The organism is Cyclobacteriaceae bacterium, assembly GCA_025808415.1.
In the GTDB taxonomy this organism is placed as follows: Bacteria; Bacteroidota; Bacteroidia; order Cytophagales; family Cyclobacteriaceae; genus UBA2336.
Genome location: CP075525.1, coordinates 2,833,526 through 2,855,275, shown reverse-complemented (window position 1 = coordinate 2,855,275; position 21,750 = coordinate 2,833,526). Strand labels below are relative to the sequence as shown.

The following is a 21,750-nucleotide window of genomic DNA, read 5'->3' as shown; positions in this document are numbered from 1 at the left end:
AAAAATAGATATTTTAATAAGTGTTTCTTGTCCGATCAATGTACTTAAACCCGTGTGTATGAAAGGAATAATTTTTCTCCTACTGCTTCTAATGTGTTGGTCTCCGCTTTGTGCCCAGGTAGCAAAACAAGCTCCGGAGGGTTTTGATATTTTCAGGGCTGATGTTCCTCACGGTAAGATTGATACCGTTTCTTATCCGTCTAAAACAGTTGGTGTAAATCGAAAAGCTTTGATGTACACACCACCCGGATATTCAAAGAAGAAAAAATACCCGGTTCTTTATCTGTTGCATGGTATTGGTGGAGATGAGAAGGAATGGTTGAAGCATGGCCAGCCGCAGGTGATCTTCGACAATCTTTATGCTGACAAAAAACTGGAGCCTATGATTGTGGTGTTGCCTAATGGCAGGGCTATGAAGGATGATCGTGCTGGAGGGAATGTGTTTGAGCCTGAGCGGGTACAGGCCTTTGCGACTTTCGAGAAGGACCTGCTCAATGATCTGATTCCCTTTATTGAAAAAAATTATCCGGTCCATAAAGATCGGGAACATCGTGCCATCGCTGGCTTGTCGATGGGTGGGGGACAGTCGCTAAATTTTGGTTTAGGTAACCTTGATAAGTTTGCCTGGGTTGGTGGTTTCTCATCTGCCCCAAATACAAAGTTACCTGAAGAGCTCGTTCCCAACCCCGCAGAGGCGAAGCCAAAATTAAAATTGCTGTGGATTTCGTGTGGTGATGCGGATGGATTGATTTCCTTTAGCAGCCGTACACATGATTACCTGTATGCGAAAGATGTTCCTCATATTTTTTATGTTGAGCCGGGTGGTCATGACTTTAAAGTATGGAAAAATGACCTTTATCTGTTTTCACAATTTCTATTCAAGCCTGTGGATCCTTCTGTATTTCCTTCGTTCACCGTGTTGGGTATGCCGGCATCTTCTAATGTACGGTCAGCACGGTACCCACAGATTTTACCCGACAATCGGGTGATGTTCAAGATCAAAGCACCCGATGCGCAGACGGTGCAAGTTGATCTTGGAAAGAAATATGATATGGTAAAAGATGCTGAAGGATTCTGGACAGTAACTACCGATACCATCAGCGAAGGATTTCATTACTATTCATTATTGATTGAAGGTGTAGCATTGGCTGATCCGGCCAGCGAAACATTTTACGGAATGGGAAGGATGGCTTCCGGTATCGAAATCCCTTCGAAAAATGGGGCATTTTATGCAGTGAAAGATGTGCCGCATGGTGAAGTAAGAATGAGAAGGTATTATTCAACCGTGTTCAATGCCTGGAAGCGATTTTACATTTACACACCGCCCGGTTATGATGATGATGCTAATACAAAATACCCTGTCCTGTATTTACTGCATGGCGGTGGTGAAGATGAGCGGGGTTGGTCAACACAGGGTAAAACGGATTTAATCCTCGATAATCTGATTGCCGAACAAAAGGCAAAACCAATGTTAGTGGTGATGATGGATGGCAATGTAGGTGGTGGTGGAATAGCAAATTTTGGTGAACGTACCTTGCAGCTTTTTGAAAATGAATTGAAGCAAGTGGTTATTCCTTTTGTTGAAAAGAATTATCGTGCCAAATCAGATCCTAAAAGCCGCGCCCTGGCCGGCTTGTCTATGGGTGGCTTACAAACCCTGCATGCCGGTGTACAGAACAATCAAATGTTTTCATATCTAGGTGTTTTTAGTTCGGGATGGTTTGCAAATAACCCTACATTGTCTGATCCCCAGTATGCTTTCATGAAGGAAAATGCCTCAGCCATCAATACTAACCTGGAACAATTTTGGATTGCCATGGGTGGAAAAGAAGATATAGCCTATAACAATTGCAAGGCTATGTTATCAAAATTTGATGAGATGAATATCAGGTATACTTACAATGAATATCCCGGAGGGCACACCTGGCCGGTATGGCGAAATAACCTGTACAGGTTTGCGCCCTTATTGTTTGTTGATTAACAGTGCAATCAACCAGTATGCAGTAACATTTACACATGCAACAAAACCAGTTTATACTTCGTCAAGGTACGTCAGATGTACTGGATTTGTTTCCACATGTAAGAGAGTTTTGCCTCCGAAAAAACAATACCATTCAGTTAGAATCATTTATTCCTGAAAAAACTACCACGCTGAATTTATATTTTATTGTAGAAGGAAGATTTGAATGGACAATTGACCAGGAGTACTACTCACTTTTTCCGGGCGATGTAGCGGTAGTACTTCCCGGACAAGAAGTGGGGGGTGCCAAAGGCCATCAGGATATAGGCACCTATTTTTTTCTGGAATTAATGGTGGAAAAAAAATCCCCGGATGGAAGAATGGCTATCGGAAGATGGAGCCACCTTTCTGATGCTGAAAAGCATACTATTGGAAAAATCTTACTGCTGAACAATCTACCCGTGCTAAAAATAAAAGAGGTAGGCGATTTACTGCAGGAGATACGGTCTGAGATTTTTGGCCAGGAAATTGGTTATGTTACACGGGTAAACCATCTGTTGGATTCTTTACTGATTATCATCGCGAGGCAATCTACCCGTCAATCAGGTTCGCGCAGGGATTTCCCTCAAACTTTTCTGAAACTTGAGCAAGCCTTGCGTCAGAACCTGGCCCGTCAATGGACGGTGGAGGAAATGGCAGCTTTGGTAGGGTTAGGCACAACAGCCTTTACAGAAAGAGTTAAGCGTTATACAGGGTTCACACCACTTCATTACCTGATCAACATAAGGATATCTGAGGCTATACGATTACTGAAACGACCAACAGTAAATTTTACCGACATCGCACTGGACACAGGTTTTTATTCATCACAACACTTTTCAACAACATTTAAAAAACTTACCGGCCATACCCCGGGTGAGTTCAGGAAAAGGAACTATTCAAATAATCAACAAAACAAATGAACAACAAGGAATGTGTTATTACGGTTGAGATAGGTACAAATGCTGTGCGTGTAATGGCATTTGATTTAGGCGGAAAGGTCATCGGTTCGATGAAAGGTTCCTATCCTACCTTTCATGCTGAACCTGACCACAGTGAACAAGATCCTGATCAGATGTTTATTACGATGTTGTATGTATTGAAAAACCTGCTTAACGAGGAAATTCATGCCCGAAATTACAAGGTAATATCCATTTGTTTTTGTGCGTCCATGCATAGTGTTTTACCCATTGATAAGCATGGTGCCCCGTTGGGTTATGCTATTACCTGGGCAGATAACCGGGGTAAAAGAGAAGCAGCTGAATTAAGGAAATCCCAGCTTGGAAATGAGATATACGATACAACTGGAACACCCATCCACCCCATGTCTCCACTTATCAAAATCACCTGGTTAAGCCGGCATGATAAAGAACGTTTTAAAAAAACCTATAAGTTTTTGTCAATTAAGAGTTATATACTCCAACAACTTACAAATGGCTATGTGCTTGATTATAGCCTGGCTTCAGCAACTGGCTTAATGAATATCCATAACCTTTCGTGGGAAAGCAAGTCACTTGATTTTGCCGGTATAACATCCGATAAGCTGCCCGACCTGGTGCCTGTTTTTCATTCTCCCGGAAAAATCAGAAGAGAGTATCAGAAATCCTTAGGGTTATCGGCCGATGTTAAAATAATAACAGGCTCAAGTGATGGATGCCTGGCAACCCTTGGTGGTGGCGTGTGGGAAGAAGGAAAAGCAACGATTACAGTAGAGGATAGTGGAGCTGTGCGCATCGTTGGGAAGAAAGTTTTGCAAGATGACAAACAGCGTTTTTTCAATTATTTATTGACTGAGAAGGATTATGTTTCCGGTGGCCCAACAAATAATGGCGGGGTAATATTTGAATGGTTTGCAAAACAATTTGGTGTATTCAAAGGGCCGTTTGATATTGAGTATACCATGGTAAACCTGATTCATGAAGCCATGGAAGTTGCTGCCGGATCTGAAGGGCTGCTTTTCCTACCTTATCTTTTAGGCGAGCGCGCTCCGATCTGGAATCCAAATGCCCGCGGTAGTTACTTCGGCATCAACATAAAGCATGAAAAACAACATTTTGTAAGGGCAACCATTGAAGGAATACTATACGAAATCTACAGCATTGGTAAAACCCTTGAAGAGCACCGGAATATAAACAGCCTGACGGCCAGCGGAAGTTTTGCCTCAATACCATTCTGTTCGCAAATGATTGCTGATATTTTTAATAAACCGGTATCGGTTGGTGAAAATCCGGACAATATTGCACGGGGAGCATTTTTGCTATACGCCACTGACATAGGGCTGTTTAAAAGCCTCGATGAAGCTGCGCGTTCAGTTGTATTAGCCAATGCATACACCCCCCACAAGCAAAATCATAAAGTTTACGAAAAGTACTTTTCGATTTTCGAACGCCTGAGCACAAAACTCTACGATGAGTTTGAGGCCATTTCAAACTACCAGAACGAACAATAATTAATCATTTACTTTTTTCACAACTGAACCGGTAACAAGCCGGAAAGTGCTTTAATCACCTTTCCGTAGCGCTTTTAGGTTAGTTGCGGTGCCATGTTCAAAATTCTTCAGCGGGTTTTATTGGAAGAAGTTAACGTTTGCAATTGAAATCTTTAACAAACGATTTAAATGTCTTTTTGACACTTAAAAATGAACTCCTCTAACCTAAACCCCTTAATTATGAAGCATTACTATCTACTGTGTGGAATGATTTTGCTGCTGCAGGGTGCTGCTATGGCTGGTGAGTACCGGCACAACCCATCACCTTCCCGCATCACAGATCCAAAATCAAACGAGGTTCTGGCGACCAATCACCTCGCTATCAATGTCAGTGGCCAGGTTACTGATGAAAACGGAATGCCTTTCCCGGGTGTCAACATCATTGTAAAGGGAACGGCCACCGGTACCAACACCGACACCAATGGCCGGTACACTATTGATGTTCCGGATGCAAACAGCATACTTGTTTTCACCTTTGTAGGTTACCAGGTGCAGGAAATTACGGTGGGTAGTCGTACCGTAATAAATGTAACCATGAACCCGGATGTGAGGCAGTTGGAAGAGGTTTTAGTAACAGCATTAGGTGTAAAGAAAGATGCAAAAAAACTGGGCTACTCAGCTTCATCGGTTAAAACCGATGAATTGATTACAAACAGGACTACCAACGTAATGGAATCGCTCGTTGGAAAAGTTGCAGGATTAAACATTACACCTCCTGCAGCCGGTGCTGGTTCCAGTATGCAAATACGGTTACGTGGACAATCTGGTTTTGCGGGAACGAATAACGCCCCACTCATTGTAGTAAATGGTTTACCCTTAGAGCAGGAAGCACGTGGCACGAATGGAAACGGACAAGTTAATCAACGAGACCGTGGCGATAATTTGCAGGTTATCAATCCGGATGACATTGAAAGTATGACCGTTCTCAAAGGGGCAACGGCCGCAGCTCTTTATGGTCAACGAGCAGCCAACGGTGCAATAATTATTACCACTAAATCAGGTCAAAAGGAGAGAGGAATGGGCGTTGATGTTACATCCAGTTTTACAACCTTTCATGCACTGAATTTTCTGGATGAGATCACACAGACAGAATACGGCCTTGGAACAGGAGGGGTAAGGCCCGCCACGCAGGGACAGGCCCAGGGAAATGGACAGTTTGGCTTTGGTGAAAGGCTTGATGGGGTTCCGACAATCAATTTTGATGGAGTAATGAGGCCTTACTCTGCATATCCTAACCGGCTATTCGACTTTTTGCGAACAGGAACAAACTGGACGAATACGGTTGCACTTTCTGGAGGTGGTTCGAATGGAAGTTTCAGGGTTTCGTTCTCTAATACTGACTCCAAGGGAATTGTTCCAAACAATGATTACATAAAGAGAATCTTCAATACAGGTATTAATCATAACATCACGGAGAAACTTAAACTGCAATTAAATATCAACTATAGTGAAGAGGAAAATATAAACCCTCCGCAGATTGGAACACAAGGTAATGGAGCGGTAAACTTCTTCACACGCGTAGCTATCTCAACCCCATTGGAGGCATTCAGGGAAAGTGCTGTTAACCCTGTTTCCGGTGCAGAATTTCAGACCAATGGATTTTTGGGCACAATCAATAACCCTTACTACCAGATACAAAAGGGACAGTACTTTAATGATAACAGAAACCGGTTAATGGGAACAACTACATTACGGTATGATTTCACTGACTGGTTGTATGTGCAGGGCAGGTATAACTTCAATCGTGGTTCGAGTTTTGTCGAGTGGAATGAATTGAATGGACAGGGTGCTACCACACTTTTTAATGGCGATGGTACTTACCGCGGTAATTATAATATTCGACAAGGTGAATCACTGGATGTAAATGCTGACTTTCTGGTTGGTGGCAGTAAAGAATTTGGAAAATTCTCGGTTGATGCAAGTTTTGGTGGAAATACCTGGAGGGTACAGGATCAGTCAAATGATCAAACCGTGAGCAACTTTACAGTGCCCAATCTTTACTCGGTTGCAAATGGTACAGTACGGGCTCCGGCCTTTGACTACCGCCAGTTTCGGGTTAATTCACTTTATGGTTGGGCTGAGTTTGGTTATAACGGAATGTTGTACCTGAATTTCACAGGCAGGAAAGACTGGTTCTCAACACTAAATCCATCCAATAACAATATTTTCTATCCTTCAGTATCCGGTAGTTTTATTTTCTCTGAGTTGTTGCCCGACCTTGGATGGTTAAACTATGGTAAACTTAGATCTTCCTGGGCCAAGGCAGGGCGCGATACAGGTGTTAGCCCTTATGAAGGCATATTGATGTATGCCATCAATGCAAATCAATTTAATGGTCAGACATTAGCGGGTGTTAATGGTAACAGAGCTCCTAACCCGCTAATTCAACCCTTTATTGTAACAGAAAAAGAGATTGGTTTGGAGATGCGTTTGTTTAACAAGGTGCACCTGGATATTGCAGCATACGATAAAGTTACAACAGACCAGATATTGGATGTTCTTGTTTCCAATGCTTCAGGATATAATGACACCAGGCGGAATGAAGGTTCACTAAAGAACAGCGGGTTGGAAACGTATATTGAAGTAACACCTTTTCAAACCGGTAATTTCAAGTGGACAACCTCCTGGAATAATGCCTTTCTAAAAACAAAAGTGCTTGATGTAGGTAATGAAAGCGGAACTATGGTTGTCGTTTACTTTAACCAAACCGGTAACGAGTTTTTAGGCCAATTAAGGTACACGGAAGGTATGGCCATGAACCAGATGTATGTACGGAGCTATAGAAGAAATGATCAAGGCCAGATTTTGGTTGCTCCGGATGGCCGATTGCTCGCAACCAACAACCAAACGCCCGGTGCAGAACTAACGGATGGTTTTCTTCCGGTAGGTAGCTCCATACCTAAACATACAGGTGGTTGGAACAACACGTTTACGTATAAGAACTTGACTGTGGGGGTGTTCATTGATTATAAAATCGGAGGTACAGTATTGTCTTCAACACACTTGAACATGTTAAGGCAAGGACACTCTGTAATGTCGCTGGAAGGCAGGCGTCAAGGTGAGACTGGGGTACTCGTACCTGGTGTGTATGCAAGTGGCCCCAATGCCGGGCAACCCAACACTACTCCTTTTCCTAATCTTCAGGCATTCTATGCCGATTACAGAAACCTTCAGATCGGAGATCCCTTTACATTCAAGTCTGATTTTGTTAAGCTGAGAAATATATCCGTGGCTTACAATTTCACCAGCGCCATACGCAGTGTGCCGGCACTTGATTTTGTGAAGGGCTTGACATTGTCAGCATCGTGCCGCAACGTGGCAATCCTTCATCGGAATTTCCCTGGCCTGGATCCTGAATCGATGCAGTCTTCCGGAGATTTCAGGGCGGGTTATGAGAACTCGGCACTTCCTACCACCCGTAACTACAACTTCACGTTAAATATTAAATTCTGATATTATGAAGTCGAAAAAGCATTACATACTTTTCATCGCGGTTCTCCTGTTTTCATGGGGATGCGATAAAGATTTTGTTGAAATAAATACAAATCGTTACGCCATCACAGCAATTGATCCGGCTCTTCTTTTTGCCGGTGCACAGCGCACCCATCTCGGAAATTGGGAAGGTGAACATACGATTGTTCAGCATTTTGTAAACCCCTACAACCAAGGTGCTACTTTAGGATTTAATTTTAATGCGCGGGTGGATCTTATGAACATTCCTAAATGGGATCAATCGTACACCGGAGAGGTCAGAAATTTGGTTCAGGCTTTATTGACGTTAGGCGAAACTACCGATCGCGTTAACTTACGGAGCATGATTCGGATATGGAAAGCCCAGGCTTTTATGGGTTTAGTTGATACCTATGGCCACGTGCCTTATTTTGAAGCCGGCAGGGCGGTTTCAAATGGTATCTTTTACCCGAAATATGACAATGATGCAGCCATCTATGATGACCTCTATAACGAAATCAAGGATGCACTGGGTGCCCTTAGCCCCACTGCCGATTATGTTTCTGCCGACCTTTTCTATGGAAGAAATGGCACCAATTCAACCACTACAGCCGCTGATCAGGTGGCGAAGTGGAAGAAATTAGGTAACTCATTATTGTTGCGTTTGGGAATGAGGTATTCTAAGGTTAATCCTACAAAAGCTCAATCCATCGTAGCCGAAGCTGTTGCGGGTGGAGTGATGACATCAAATGCTGATAATGCCTATGTTAAGTATAATGGCGCCTCATTTGTACACGCTCAAAATAATAACCTGCGAAACTTCTCCCATTTTTACTACGCAGCCGAGCCTTTTGTTGATCAAATGAAATCAACCAACGATCCCCGGGCCAAGTTTATCCTGGCAAATTTTGCTAATCCAGGTGCTGTGGACAGTGATCCTAATCCTGATACTGATTTGGCTAACATGTTTGGTGTGCCCATAGGAGTTCTCAATACCGATCTTGCAAATGTGGGCTTAGGTTACAGGGGCGTAAGAGGAACCGGGCTTAACTATTCTCAAATGAACATTTGGAAAATAGCATCTCCTGCTGCCCCTGATTTTTGGGTGACGTATGCACAAACTTCCTTGTTGTTGGCCGAAGCTGCACATAGAGGTTGGACAGCAGGTTCAGCCCAGACCTTTTACGAAAACGCAATCAGGGCTGATATGCAAGTGTATACTCTTTATCCGGGAACGACCGCCATTCCTACTTCGGATGTTGATGCCTACCTGGCTGAAACAGGGGTAGCATTCAACGCAACAGATGCGTTGAAGTTAATTAACACTCAATATTGGGTTGTAAACCTTAGAAATGGTACGGAGGCATTTGCTAACTTCAGGAGGTCCGGCTTTCCAACTTTAAGCCCTAATCTTTATAATAACGACCTTAACGGTGGATTTGTGAGAAGAATGGGATATCCTGAGCGCGAAGCTTCTACTAATCCCCAAAACTATCTGCAAGCATCAACTGCAATAGGTGGTGATAATTTGATTTCGCGGGTGTTTTGGGATATACCATAATTTCACTTTCGGTAAATGTTAAAAAAGTGGCCGTGTAAACAACGGCCACTTTTTTAAAGTATTCATCATGAATAGTGCTTTCTGGAAGTAAGCCGACCTGGTGTTAATGAGTATAAGTAAATCAATTCAGTATAGTTCAACTTACAATCGTTTTTATAATTCTTTGATCGGCTATATGGCATTTCGTGCGGGGTATTTTTCTTTACGCTATTCAATACCTTCAAGATAAATCAGCCAGACTAGAGAAAATTTTTGAATGGAGATAAATGCACCCGTAGATAGCCCATGAAGCCTAGTACTCTTTTCAAAATATTTACTGTATTGTCGGTTGCACTTTTACTTTGGTCAGCGATTATTACAGTTACTTCGGGCATATCATATGCCGGGCCATTTCTTATTCTCTCTTTGTTGTTGCTGGGGATTTCCTCACGAGGATATGAGCACTTCAAGGGTTTTACCTATTCAATTATGATTTTTACGGGTGTAGCCTGTGCGCTTTACTATCCTCAATATCTGGTTGAAGTAAATGGATTCAAGCTTTCCGCTTTAATAACTCCACTCATTCAAGTAATCATGTTTGGGATGGGTACACGAATGAGCGTTAATGATTTTGTTGGTGTAATTAAAATGCCGAAAGGCGTTGCCATAGGAATTGTTGCTCAATTTTCGATTATGCCCTTAGTAGGTTTTGCGCTGGCTGCGATCAGTTCTTTTCCAGCTGAAATCGCGGCCGGAATAATTTTGATTGGTTGTTCACCCAGTGGACTGGCTTCAAATGTGATGAGCTATTTGGCTAAAGCAAATCTTGCATTGTCCATAACGTTAACAACGGTAAGCACATTGCTTGCTCCGTTTGCCACCCCTATACTGATGAAATTGCTGGGCGGTACCTATGTTGAAATTGACATCGTTAAAATGATGTGGGATATCTTCAAAATGATTGTAATTCCAATCTGTGCCGGGCTGTTGTTCAACAAGCTTCTTCATGGTAAGTCAAAATGGCTTGACCTTGCTATGCCGCTTATCTCTATGATTGGCATAGGTGTAATCATCACCATCATTACAGCAGCGGGTAGGGATAGCCTGCTTGATATTGGGTTGATACTGATGGTCCTAGTCCTCATTCATAATATGGCTGGGTATTATATCGGCTATTGGTTTGCACGATTATTAAAAATGGATGAAAGAGACTCCAGAACAATTGCACTCGAAGTAGGTATGCAAAATGCAGGTATGGCTGCCGGTCTTGCCAGAGAAATGGGACGAATCGCCACCGTGGGTCTGGCACCTGCTGTGTTCGGCCCACTCATGAATATTACCGGAAGTATTCTCGCTACCTACTGGCACCGAAAACCTCCAAAAGAAAATTGATTAACACTAAACTTATTTGATATGAAATTAACACGCGCATTATTCTTTACGCTGCTGTCTGTTGCTTACAGTCAACTGGCAGCACAACAACTCTCAAAGGAGGAACTTATTTTCCTGACACCTGAGTGGAGAGGTGAACGCTTTCCGGATGGACGGCCAAAAGTTTCGGACGACATATTGAAGCGTATGAAATTGGTTACGCTTGAAGAAGCATGGGCTACTTGCCGCGGGGTAGGGTACAACTATCAGTATGAGGGGAATTGGATACAAATACATCCTGACGGAGTTTTAGTGGGCAGGGCGTTAACGGCAACTTTTTTCCCAGGAAGGCCGGACATTCATAAAGTTATTCAAGACAAAGGACATAAAGACGGACGTGTATTGGCCCCCAATGCATGGGCCATTGATATGTTGCAACCTGGAGACGTTTATGTGGTTGATCATCACGATGCATTGATAGATGGGCCAACCATTGGTGACAACCTTGGCAACTCGATTTTCGCACGATCAGGCAATGGAATAGTTTATGATGGCCCTGTGCGCGACATCAACGGTCTCAAGGAAATAAAAGGGTTTACATCTTATATCCGAACGTATCATCCATCACACCACTTTGGTTACATAGGAAGCGGAGATGGCTCCATGCGATTAAATACCACATTGGTCGGTATAAATACCATAACGCGTATTGGCAGCGCGACCGTAATGCCGGGCGATGTTGTATTGGGCAGAGATGGGGGTGTAATATTTATTCCGCCACACCTTGCGCAACGCGTGGTAGAAACATCCGAGATAGTTCGGTTGCGGGACATGTTTGGTCATCAGCGATTACGGGAGAAGAAATACACTGCCGGTCAGATAGACAGCCGCTGGACTGATGAAATTGAAAAGGATTTCTCACAATGGTTAAAAGACAATAAAACCAAACTTCCGGTACCCCCCGAGCGCGTAGAAGAACTGCTTAAAACGAGAACATGGTAATCGAAAATAGTAAATAAGTAACCCATAAAATCATGAGAAATTCACTATCAACAAGACGTTCATTCATGACCAAGAGTGCCTTGATTAGTGCCTTCGGGCTTTCTGGTTTAGCCAATACTTTTGGTAAAGGATATACCACAGCCATTGATAACGCCCCCAAACTGTCGGCCCCATCTGATTTGAAGATCACCGATATAAAAGTAGGTTTCTTACGGGGGGGCGGCAGGATGTTTGTTAAAATACTAACCAACCAGGACATCTACGGTTGTGGCGAAGGCGTGGATGCAGTAGGTGGTGCTTACCATTTGGCCAAGCGATTTGCATTTCCGCTGCGGGATCAAAGCCCATTGAACGTGCATCGGTTGTTTGAACAAATCAGAAAGGGGGGAGTTTTTGGCGGAGCCCAGGCAGGTGTTTATGTGGCCGTACTATCGGCTATTGAAACAGCCCTTTGGGACCTGGCCGGAAAAGCTTTAAATGTACCGGTTTATCAATTGCTTGGCGGAAAATTTCGCGACCGGGTAAGATTATATATGGATACAGCATTGTATCAAAATGACTTGCCGAAACCTGAAGATTTTGCAAAAGCTGCTAAAGAGGCGGTGGCCATGGGTTTTAATGCAGTAAAATTTGATCTTGATCAGGCGAATGATCCAAACCGATACGATCGGTGGAACTGGACTGCCAGCCCGGGCGAAATACAACGCATGTACGATCAAATGGCAGCAGCTCGACAGGCTGTTGGTCCTAAGATTGACATCTGTGCCGACATGCATGGACGATATGATTTCCCAACGGCAAAGCGGGCAGCAAAAATTCTTGAACCACTTAAACTAATGTGGTTGGAAGAGCCAATACCGGCTGAGAATGCTGATGCCTATGCTGAGATTACCAGGTCTACCAGTACCCCAATTTGTGCCGGAGAAAATCATTACCTGGCCTATGGCTTCAGGCCCCTGCTGGAAAAGGGTGCAGTCAATATCATAATGCCCGACCTGCAAAAAGCCGGTGGCCTGGGCGAAGGTCAGCGAATTGCTAACCTGGCTAATCTTTACTATGTGCCGTTTGCACCACATATGGTGGCTTCCTATTTAGGTGCCATGGCATCAGCCCACGTTTGTGCGTCTGTTCCTAATTTTATGATACTAGAGTGGCAGATTTACTATCACACCGATCCGATGTGGAAGGAGATTGTAAAATTTGATGGGACTGAATTTGTTGATAAGGGGTTTATCAAAGTTTCTGATAAACCTGGCATTGGTGTAGATATAAACGAAGAAGGCATGAAGAAATATGCCGCGCAAGGAATGCCATTCTTTGAGTAGTGAGCGAACCACAAAGCTGAGCGAAATGCTTAAAGATTTTATTTATGCAATCGGTTGCATAATAGAAGATATTTTCGTCTATTAATGACTTAAACGCCCTTAAAACCAACAATGATGATCAGAAATTATACTACGATAAGATTTCACCTGCTGAACAAGAAATGGATCATTTCCATGATCTTACTTCTATATTCTTTTGGGTTACATGCCCAACAAACAGCGCCATACCTTGATCCTAAACAACCCATGGAGGCCCGCATTCAAGACCTGATTGGCCGCCTGACACTTGAGGAAAAAGTTTCACAGATGATGCATGCCAGCCCGGCTATTGAGCGGTTAAAAATACCCGCGTATAACTGGTGGAATGAGGCCCTACACGGGGTAGGACGCGGTGGTATAGCCACAGTATTTCCCCAAGCTATCGGTATGGGAGCTACTTTTGATGAAGACCTAATATATAGAGTGTCATCGGCCATTTCAGATGAGGCGCGCGCCATGTATAACGCAGCTGTCGCTAAGGGATACCATCAGCAATATGGGGGCCTTACCTTCTGGACACCTAACATTAACATCTTCAGGGATCCACGATGGGGCCGCGGACAGGAAACGTATGGAGAAGATCCATTCTTAATGTCGCGTTTGGGTGTTTCATTTGTTCGTGGCCTTCAAGGAGATAATCCAAGTTACCTGAAAACCGCTGCCTGCGCAAAGCACTTTGCAGTGCACAGTGGCCCGGAAAAACTCAGGCATGAATTCAACGCTATCTCATCTCAAAAAGATTTGCGGGAGACTTATTTACCTGCCTTTAAGGCATTGGTAGAGGCTGGGGTTGAATCAGTAATGTGTGCTTACAACCGGACCAACGATGAACCTTGTTGTGCCAGTAACTTTTTACTAAATGATGTCCTCCGCAAGGAATGGAATTTCAAAGGTCATGTAGTAAGTGATTGTTGGGCTGTTGTCGATTTTTATCACAATGGACACAATGTTGTTAAAACTCAAGCAGAGGCTGCCGCCCTTGCTGTTAAACATGGAGTGAACTTGAATTGCGGAAACGAATACGGTGCATTGATTGAAGCCGTTGAAAAGAAACTGATCACAGAGAAGGAAATTGATGATGCACTTGCAGGTTTATTGCGCACTCGTTTTAAGCTTGGCTTATTCGATCCGAAAGAACAAAATCCGTATAATTCAATTTCCACTGATGTAATAAACAGCCCGAAGCATCGTGCCCTTGCACGGGAAACCGCCCAGAAGTCGGTTGTATTGCTAAAGAACAATGGCGTGCTGCCGTTGCGCAATGATTTGAATAAATATTTTATCACCGGGCCAAACGCAGCAAACGTTGAAGTGTTGCTGGGTAATTACTATGGTGTTAACCCAGAGATGGTAACGGTGGTAGAGGGTATTGCTGCTGCTATTAAACCCGGCAGCCAACTCCAATATCGTCAAGGCATAATGCTCGATCGGCCCAATGCCAATCCACAGGATTGGTCGACTGGTAATGCAAAAAATAGTAATGCAACATTTTTTGTAATGGGTATTAGTGGGCTGCTGGAAGGTGAAGAAGGTGAATCGATTGCATCGCCTACTTTTGGCGATCGGTTAGACTATAATATTCCAAAGCACCAGATTGAATTCCTAAAGAAATTAAAAGAAGGGCATACGAACCCTGTAATTGCTATTGTAACGGGGGGTAGTCCGATGAACCTCACGGAAGTTCATGAATTGGCAGATGCGGTTTTATTGATTTGGTATCCCGGGCAGGAGGGAGGAAATGCTGTGGCTGATATTATTTTCGGTAAGACTTCACCTTCCGGAAGATTACCAATTACATTCCCAAAATCGTTGGATCAATTACCAGCGTATGAAGACTATACGATGAAAGGAAGGACCTATCGGTTTATGGAGGCTGAACCCATGTACCCTTTTGGTTATGGGTTAAGCTATACCACATTTTCTTACAGTGATCTAAAACTGTCGTCAACAACGATAAAGAAAAATCAACTGGTTGAAGTTGAGGTTACCGTTACCAACACCGGCAAGGTTACAGGTGAGGAAGTTGTTCAACTCTACCTTACGCATGTTGATTCCAAAATTCCCGCACCGTTGTTTTCGCTGAACGGAATAAAGCGTGTTAAACTTGCCCCGGGAACCTCCGAAAGAGTAAAATTCACCGTAACCCCTCAAATGTACTCTGTTATTAACGACAAGGGTGTTTCCATTATTCAGCCCGGCAAAGTACGGGTTTCTATTGGTGGCTCTTTGCCCGGCAGCAGAAGTGAAGTACTTGGTTCAGCCAAAGCAGCCCAAACTATTTTTACTGTAAAATAAAGTCATATCCTTAACCGAAAAACCTGAACTCTACACATGGAAATGTTTTCTACAATTGACTGGATAGTCGTAATCGTATACTTCCTGGCCATTGCTGGCATAGCGGCCTGGTCCATGAGGAAAAAAAAGGATACCGCACAGGAGTATTTTCTTGCCGGCCGTAACGTTGGTTGGTTTGTTGTTGGTGCATCAATATTAGCCTCTAATGTTGGTAGTGAACATGTTGTTGGATTATCCGGAACAGCTGCAGAGAGCGGCTTGGTTATGGGGCATTATGAACTGCACTCGTGGATCGTATTATTGTTGGGTTGGGTGTTTATCCCATTTTATATAAGAAGCGGTGTGTTTACGATGCCGGAATTTCTGGAGCGCAGGTATAATTCTTCTGCACGCTGGTTTTTGTCGGTGGTGTCATTGCTAAGTTATGTACTTACAAAAGTTTCGGTAACGGTTTACGCAGGTGCTGTTGTTATTGCCACATTCATGGGTTTTGATTTCTGGACCAGTGCATTTGTATTGGTAATACTTACCGGGGTTTATACCGTGTTGGGGGGTATGCGCGCGGTTGTTTACACGGAAGCCCTTCAGGCAGTATTATTGATAATAGGATCTCTGATACTGACGTTGATTGGATTATCGGAATTAGGCGGTTGGGATGCCATGATCGCGTCAGCACCTAAAGAAAAGCTCAACATGTTTCCACCCCTCAGCCACCCCGATTTTCCCTGGGCTGGTATTTTGTTTGCCTCACCTATTGTAGGGGTGTGGTACTGGTGTACTGATCAGTATATTGTTCAGCGTTGCCTTACTGCAAAGAATGAAACCGAGGCAAGGCGCGGAACTATTTTCGCGGCCTACCTTAAATTGTTTCCATTTTTCATCTTCTTGATTCCGGGTTTGATCGCTACCGCCCTGGCAGCACAAGGAAAAATTGAACTAACCAGTGCTGATAGTGCATTTCCTACACTGGTTAAAACACTTTTGCCAACCGGATTGAAAGGTTTAATTGCCGGGGGGTTATTGGCCGCGTTGATGAGTTCGCTGGCATCTGTATTCAACTCTTGTTCTACATTATTTACTATGGACATCTACAAAAAAATTAAACCTGAAACTTCTGAAAAGAATCTTGTTTTAGTAGGCAGGGTTGCAACTGGTGTTGTGGTAGCACTTGGAATTTTGTGGATTCCGGTAATGAGTGGAATTTCAGGTGTGCTGTACCAGTATTTACAAAGTGTGCAATCGTACCTCGCTCCTCCAATTGCTTCGGTATTTATACTGGGCTTATTCTATAAACGCATTAACGCAAAGGGTGCAATGACTGTATTGGTTAGTGGTGCCATTATTGGGGCGCTGCGGATATTCCTTGAACTGAACAAGAGCTCGTTAACAGGATTTTTGTACGAATTTGCAAATCTTAATTTCCTGTATTTCTGCATCTCACTATTTGTCTTTTCTGTTGTGGTAATGGTGGGCGTAAGTTTGTTAACTGAAAAACCATCAGAAGAACAGATTAAAGGGTTAACTTTTGCCACAACCGTGGCTGAAGACCGTGCCATTTCAAAATCGAGCTACAACAAAACCGATATTTTACTGTCTTTTGTTGTTGTTGTGCTTATTATCATGATTTTCGTTTATTTCTCACCGCTTGGTGTAGCCGGATAATGTTTGTTTGATTAAAGTGTGGCTGTGGTCCGGCTTTAAAACTTAGCACACAGTTTTATTTTTCGGTTGAGAAGGGTGAAGCCGGTAGCCCTTCTTTATTGTAAAGGTTTACATCAGGATTATCAGCCCAGGCATAGTGTACGTATGCTGGATTTGAAATGGAGTCGCTCCAGATAATTATTTTGTCTCCGTCAATTTTTGCATTGGCCCAAACAAATTTTTTATCTGCACCGGCAATCGCAAACTCGCGGAGCGTTTCACCATCGTTTGTAATCAAACCACTTCCTATATGGTTAAAGGATATGGTGATTTGATTACCCTCAATAGTTGCTTCCTTATAAATGGGGCCTGAATGGACAATATTTTCGCGGTAAGCAATTTTTAATGCGGCAAGTGCCATTCGCTCGCCAACATCTTTCTTATTGTCGGGGTGAATATCATTCCACTCACCAAGGTCGATGTTTACCGTCATGGCTGTGTTGGGGACGGATAAAGCTTTACGTTGCGACTCTCGCAGTTTAGCCCAGTTGCTTTCTGATGGCAGGTAGTTGTATTCCATAAACCCAGGAAGTTGTGCATAGATAAAAGGTGTGTTGGGTTGTTTCCATTTGTCTCTCCAGTCAGTAATTAAAGCCGGTAACAGCTTTGCATATTCTTCCGGTCGTCCGGCATTGCTCTCGCCCTGGTACCAAAGTATACCTTTAACAGCATACTGGATAATTGGTGATACCATGGCATTGTATAGTGCTGTAGGTTGATTTTGTGCAGCAATGGAAGGAGGGCTAGGGGGGCGTGGTGCAAACACATCGCCCACTTTATATTGCCAGTATCCTTTTAAGTCAATGGTGTCCTTATCGGTAAACAGGCAATAAGGTTTATCGGGTACGAATCCACCTTTGCCGGCTTGATTGGTTACCCGAATGACAAAAATATTTTTACCCGGCTTCAATACATCGGCTGGTACCGTATACCGTCTTTGTGGATATTGATAAGTAGTATTACCAACCTGCTTGCCGTTGATGTACAGTACATCGGAATCAACAATTCTTCCCAGAAAAATTTTAGCCATTTTTCCTGTCATGGATACTGGTACGTCAATTTCCTTCCGGTACCACACTACGCCATTCAGGTCTTTTAGCCCCTGATCTTCCCAATACCCTGGTATATTAATATTACGCCAACTTTTTGGTTGGTAGGTAACATCGTACCATTTAGGATTGGCCAACAGTCCTAAATCTGTTTCTTGTTTTGGCCTGTTGGCAGCCGCGGCAGCAGTTCTGTTAACTGTATTCACATAAGCTGTGTCTTTGTTTTGCTGGATAGTCTTGATTATTTCCGTAAAATCTTTCAGTCCTTCTTCACTTGTCCATGCTTCAATGGGTGTACCACCAATACTGGCATTGATTAGCCCAATGGGCACTTTGTATTTCGCATAGATTTTTCGTGCAAAGAAAAATGCTACTGCTGAAAATGGTCGCACGTTTTCTCCAACAGCTTCTTGCCATGAACCACCGGGTAAATCCGTTTCAGGTCCTTGCAGGTTATTGCGTGCAGGAACAAGAAACTGTCTTATTTCAGGGTAGTTAGCTTCTGCAATATCTTTGGCGTAGGTCACATCATGGATGTTCATCTGGTGCACCATATTGCTCTGCCCGCTGCAGAACCAAACATCACCGAAGAGTATATTCTTTACGGTAATTTCGTTTTTGCCTTTGAAAGTCATATCAAAGGGGCCACCGGCAGGTTGTTTAGGAAGTTTGATAATCCAGTTCCCGGAGGCATCGGCTTGTGTTCTGAATTTTTTGGTACGGAAGGTCAACTCAATCTTTTCACCAGCAGAAGCCCAACCCCATATTTTTAGTTCGGTATCGCGTTGCAAAATTGCGCCATCGCTTATTATGCGTGGTAGTTTTACCTGTGCCGATAATACGAAGGAATGTAAAACAATAAATAAAACGAAATAAGTTGATCGGTTCATGTTACTTTAAGGTGTAGTGGTATGGAAAAATTTCCCGAATGGTCCCGTCATCATTATGATGCAATTCTGTAACCTTAATGCTGCGTAAGTGAGTAACGCCTTTCGATAGACTGGAGTCGTGATAGAACAGGTACCACTTATCGTTAAACTTTACAATGGAGTGGTGGGAGGTCCAGCCAACTACCGGATGAAGAATTCTGCCTGCATATTTGAAGGGGCCATAGGGGTTATCGCCAATGGCATAACATATAAAATGCGTATCGCCTGTGGAGTAGGAGAAATAATATTTTCCGTTGTGCTTGTGCATCCAGCTGGCTTCGAAAAACCTTCGGGCATTATCTCCTGATAAAAGGGGTTCACCATTTACATCGGTAATGACAACATATTTGGGTGTTTCGGCAAACTCCAATAAATCATCGGAAAGCCTGGCCACTTTTGCGCATAAGGCAGGCTCATTATCCTTGGGTAAGTGTGCCAATGGCCCTTCACCTTCGGCTTTAAAAGTCCCGGTTCGCCAACGTTGCAATTGCCCACCCCAGATGCCGCCAAAATACATGTAGTATTTACCATTATCGTCTTTAAATACAGCAGGGTCAATTGAAAAGCTATTTTTGATGGGTTGTGTTTGGGGGATGAACGGACCCACAGGTGATTTACTGGTTGCGACACCTATTCTAAAAATTCCTTCGTAGTCTTTTGCCGGAAAATATAAATAATAGGTGCCATCTTTTTCGGTTGCATCCGGTGCCCACATTTGTTTTTCGGCCCAGGGCACATCTTTTATATGTAATGCACATCCGTGATCGATTGCCTTACCATCAGGGGTGTCCATGGAAATAACATGGTAGTCTTCCATTGCGAAGTGACTACCCAGATCATCAAAGGGAATGTTTGACTCTATATCGTGCGAAGGATAAATGTAAATTCTCCCGCCAAATACATGGGCAGATGGATCGGCTGTATAGATGTGGGTTATCAAAGGTGGTGAAACAGCCTTGCGGTTCAGCTCGTTAAAATCCATATGGTCTATACTATCTTCGGGCATAGCGGTTAATGTTATGTTATTTTATTGATGACAAAATTTTTCTTCGCGCGTTAAGCTCACTTTCAATCTGCACTTCCATTTTTTTATTGATTTCATAGAAGAACAACAGTCCGGCACCAATTAAAAACGGAATGGAAGGAAAGATGCTTACCAGTAACTTTATTCCTTGTATGGCTGTTGCAGGCTGTACTGCATCGTCTCCGGCTACATAATTGAACACTCCTAATAGCCAGGCAAGTATTGCGCCACCTAAGGTCAATCCTATTTTTAAGCCCACCATCATGGCAGAAAAAATTATGGCTGTAGCCCTGCGGTTGTTTTTCCATTCGCTGTAGTCGGCAACATCGGCTATCATAGCCCACAGCAGCGGTATCGTTACCCCGTAAGCGAAACCGTGTAGTATTTGTGAAATAAACATAAGGCTTACGGATTGTGGAGGAAAAAAGTAAAAGAACATAATGAACAGCGTGGAGATCACCAGCCAGATACCGAATACGTTTCTTTTACCGTATTTGTCTGCCAGTGGCTTGGATAGCCCAATGCCAACGATCATAAAAATAATGCCCCCGGCATTGAATAAACCAAAGCCTGCTGCCACAGGGTCTTCACCAAAGAAGTTAACTCCAATTGCAGAAAGACTTATTAGTATAGGGTTGACAAAATCCGTTAGTGTCTGTTTGTCAACGTAATTATTGAAGTAGTAAACATAGGAGCCTCCTTTCATGGCGAGTGTTACAAATACAAGCGTTGTCAACACCAGCATAATCAACCAGGGTTTGTTTTTTGATAAATCGGCAAGGTCTTCTTTAAGGGTAGATTTTTGTTCTGGCTTGGGCACTATACGTTCTTTAGTGGTGAAAAACGTAATTAGCAACATGGCCATGCCGATAACGGCCAGCCACGTCATTACCTTTTCAATGCCGATGGCTTTATCGCCATCACCGGCTGAAATGATGATGGGCAGCATAAATACCTGTACAAAAAACTGTGCGAACATTACAGCAACAAACCGGTAAGCCGACATGCTGTTGCGTTCCTTCATATCACCTGTAATTACTCCGCTTAAGGCAGAGTAGGGTAGGTTGTTGGCAGCGTATAATAGTAAAAGCAACGTGTAAGTGATTGTTGCATAAATTACTTTTCCGGTATAGGAAAAATTGGGTGTGCTGAAGGCTAATAGGGCGGTTACGCCAAGTGGAATGGCCGTCCATAAAATCCACGGACGAAATTTTCCCCAGCGGGAATGAGTTCTGTCGGCCAAGGCACCTATAATTGGATTAAAAGCAAAGCCAGCTACTAAACCAACACCAAGCATTATGGCTGATGCATGTTGAGGCTCCAGTTTGTAAATATCGGTATAGAAGTAAGCGAGGTAGGTGATGAGCGTTTGAAATACCAGGTTAGCGGCCAGATCGCCCAGGCTGTAACCGACCTTTTCAAGAACTGATAATTTTTGTGGATTTGTGGTCATATAAATCTTCCTTGGTATTTTTTACTTGTTAAGTAACAGTTGGCACACTCATTAAAATTAGTGTTTTAGTGCTTTGTGTTGTGTT

Annotated in this window: 13 protein-coding genes; 10 read left to right on the top strand and 3 right to left on the bottom strand. The window is 43.3% G+C overall.

All coding sequences use genetic code 11. The features are described 5' to 3' along the window. The first annotated feature begins 58 nt into the window (after window positions 1–58). From KIT51_12820 to KIT51_12775, 10 genes are all read left to right on the top strand, one after another. On the top strand, window positions 59–1,981 hold the full coding sequence (locus KIT51_12820) for an esterase (GenBank protein ID UYN85750.1): 1,923 nt from the start codon (window positions 59–61) through the stop codon (window positions 1,979–1,981). Between the two features lie 35 nt (window positions 1,982–2,016). Beyond that, on the top strand, window positions 2,017–2,922 hold the full coding sequence (locus KIT51_12815) for a helix-turn-helix transcriptional regulator (protein ID UYN85749.1): 906 nt from the start codon (window positions 2,017–2,019) through the stop codon (window positions 2,920–2,922). Further along, window positions 2,919–4,448, top strand: a complete 1,530-nt coding sequence (locus KIT51_12810; protein ID UYN85748.1) for a gluconokinase — start codon at window positions 2,919–2,921, stop codon at window positions 4,446–4,448. The genes KIT51_12815 and KIT51_12810 overlap by 4 nt, the downstream gene beginning before the upstream one ends. Before the next feature lie 219 nt (window positions 4,449–4,667). Then, complete coding sequence (locus tag KIT51_12805) at window positions 4,668–7,940, top strand: SusC/RagA family TonB-linked outer membrane protein (protein ID UYN85747.1); 3,273 nt, start codon at window positions 4,668–4,670, stop codon at window positions 7,938–7,940. A 4-nt stretch (window positions 7,941–7,944) separates the two neighbouring features. After that, complete coding sequence (locus tag KIT51_12800; GenBank protein UYN85746.1) at window positions 7,945–9,498, top strand: SusD/RagB family nutrient-binding outer membrane lipoprotein; 1,554 nt, start codon at window positions 7,945–7,947, stop codon at window positions 9,496–9,498. Between the two features lie 285 nt (window positions 9,499–9,783). Next, entirely contained in the window at window positions 9,784–10,869 is a 1,086-nt protein-coding gene (locus KIT51_12795; protein ID UYN85745.1) for a bile acid:sodium symporter family protein, read from the top strand. 21 nt (window positions 10,870–10,890) lie between these two features. Beyond that, entirely contained in the window at window positions 10,891–11,850 is a 960-nt protein-coding gene (locus KIT51_12790; GenBank protein ID UYN85744.1) for an RraA family protein, read from the top strand. A gap of 32 nt (window positions 11,851–11,882) precedes the next feature. Next, window positions 11,883–13,175, top strand: coding sequence for a mandelate racemase/muconate lactonizing enzyme family protein (locus KIT51_12785; GenBank protein UYN85743.1), 1,293 nt, complete (start codon window positions 11,883–11,885; stop codon window positions 13,173–13,175). Window positions 13,176–13,325: 150 nt separating this feature from the next. Then, a complete protein-coding gene (locus tag KIT51_12780) occupies window positions 13,326–15,509 on the top strand; it encodes a glycoside hydrolase family 3 C-terminal domain-containing protein (protein ID UYN88585.1) in 2,184 nt (727 codons plus the stop codon). Window positions 15,510–15,545: 36 nt separating this feature from the next. Next, entirely contained in the window at window positions 15,546–17,171 is a 1,626-nt protein-coding gene (locus KIT51_12775; GenBank protein UYN85742.1) for a sodium:solute symporter, read from the top strand. Window positions 17,172–17,226: 55 nt separating this feature from the next. Here KIT51_12775 and KIT51_12770 read toward each other — a convergent pair whose 3' ends face one another. Genes KIT51_12770 through KIT51_12760 form a run of 3 tightly spaced genes read right to left on the bottom strand, consistent with a single transcriptional unit; the run spans window position 17,227 to window position 21,665 of the window. Next, window positions 17,227–19,149 carry a sialate O-acetylesterase gene (locus tag KIT51_12770; protein ID UYN85741.1) on the bottom strand — a complete coding sequence of 641 codons (1,923 nt, stop codon included), beginning with the start codon at window positions 19,147–19,149 and terminating at the stop codon, window positions 17,227–17,229. Between the two features lies 1 nt (window position 19,150). Further along, entirely contained in the window at window positions 19,151–20,194 is a 1,044-nt protein-coding gene (locus KIT51_12765; GenBank protein UYN85740.1) for a glycoside hydrolase family 43 protein, read from the bottom strand. A 16-nt stretch (window positions 20,195–20,210) separates the two neighbouring features. After that, a complete protein-coding gene (locus tag KIT51_12760; protein ID UYN85739.1) occupies window positions 20,211–21,665 on the bottom strand; it encodes a glycoside-pentoside-hexuronide (GPH):cation symporter in 1,455 nt (484 codons plus the stop codon). Window positions 21,666–21,750 lie beyond the last annotated feature (85 nt).

Bases quoted from the DNA above. Each gene is read 5' to 3' on its own strand.
- KIT51_12820 (UYN85750.1), top strand. From the start codon at position 59: ATGAAAGGAATAATTTTTCTCCTACTGCTTCTAATGTGTTGGTCTCCG.
- KIT51_12815 (UYN85749.1), top strand. From the start codon at position 2,017: ATGCAACAAAACCAGTTTATACTTCGTCAAGGTACGTCAGATGTACTG.
- KIT51_12810 (UYN85748.1), top strand. From the start codon at position 2,919: ATGAACAACAAGGAATGTGTTATTACGGTTGAGATAGGTACAAATGCT.
- KIT51_12805 (UYN85747.1), top strand. From the start codon at position 4,668: ATGAAGCATTACTATCTACTGTGTGGAATGATTTTGCTGCTGCAGGGT.
- KIT51_12800 (UYN85746.1), top strand. From the start codon at position 7,945: ATGAAGTCGAAAAAGCATTACATACTTTTCATCGCGGTTCTCCTGTTT.
- KIT51_12795 (UYN85745.1), top strand. From the start codon at position 9,784: ATGAAGCCTAGTACTCTTTTCAAAATATTTACTGTATTGTCGGTTGCA.
- KIT51_12790 (UYN85744.1), top strand. From the start codon at position 10,891: ATGAAATTAACACGCGCATTATTCTTTACGCTGCTGTCTGTTGCTTAC.
- KIT51_12785 (UYN85743.1), top strand. From the start codon at position 11,883: ATGAGAAATTCACTATCAACAAGACGTTCATTCATGACCAAGAGTGCC.
- KIT51_12775 (UYN85742.1), top strand. From the start codon at position 15,546: ATGGAAATGTTTTCTACAATTGACTGGATAGTCGTAATCGTATACTTC.
- KIT51_12770 (UYN85741.1), bottom strand. From the start codon at position 19,149: ATGAACCGATCAACTTATTTCGTTTTATTTATTGTTTTACATTCCTTC.
- KIT51_12765 (UYN85740.1), bottom strand. From the start codon at position 20,194: ATGCCCGAAGATAGTATAGACCATATGGATTTTAACGAGCTGAACCGC.
- KIT51_12760 (UYN85739.1), bottom strand. From the start codon at position 21,665: ATGACCACAAATCCACAAAAATTATCAGTTCTTGAAAAGGTCGGTTAC.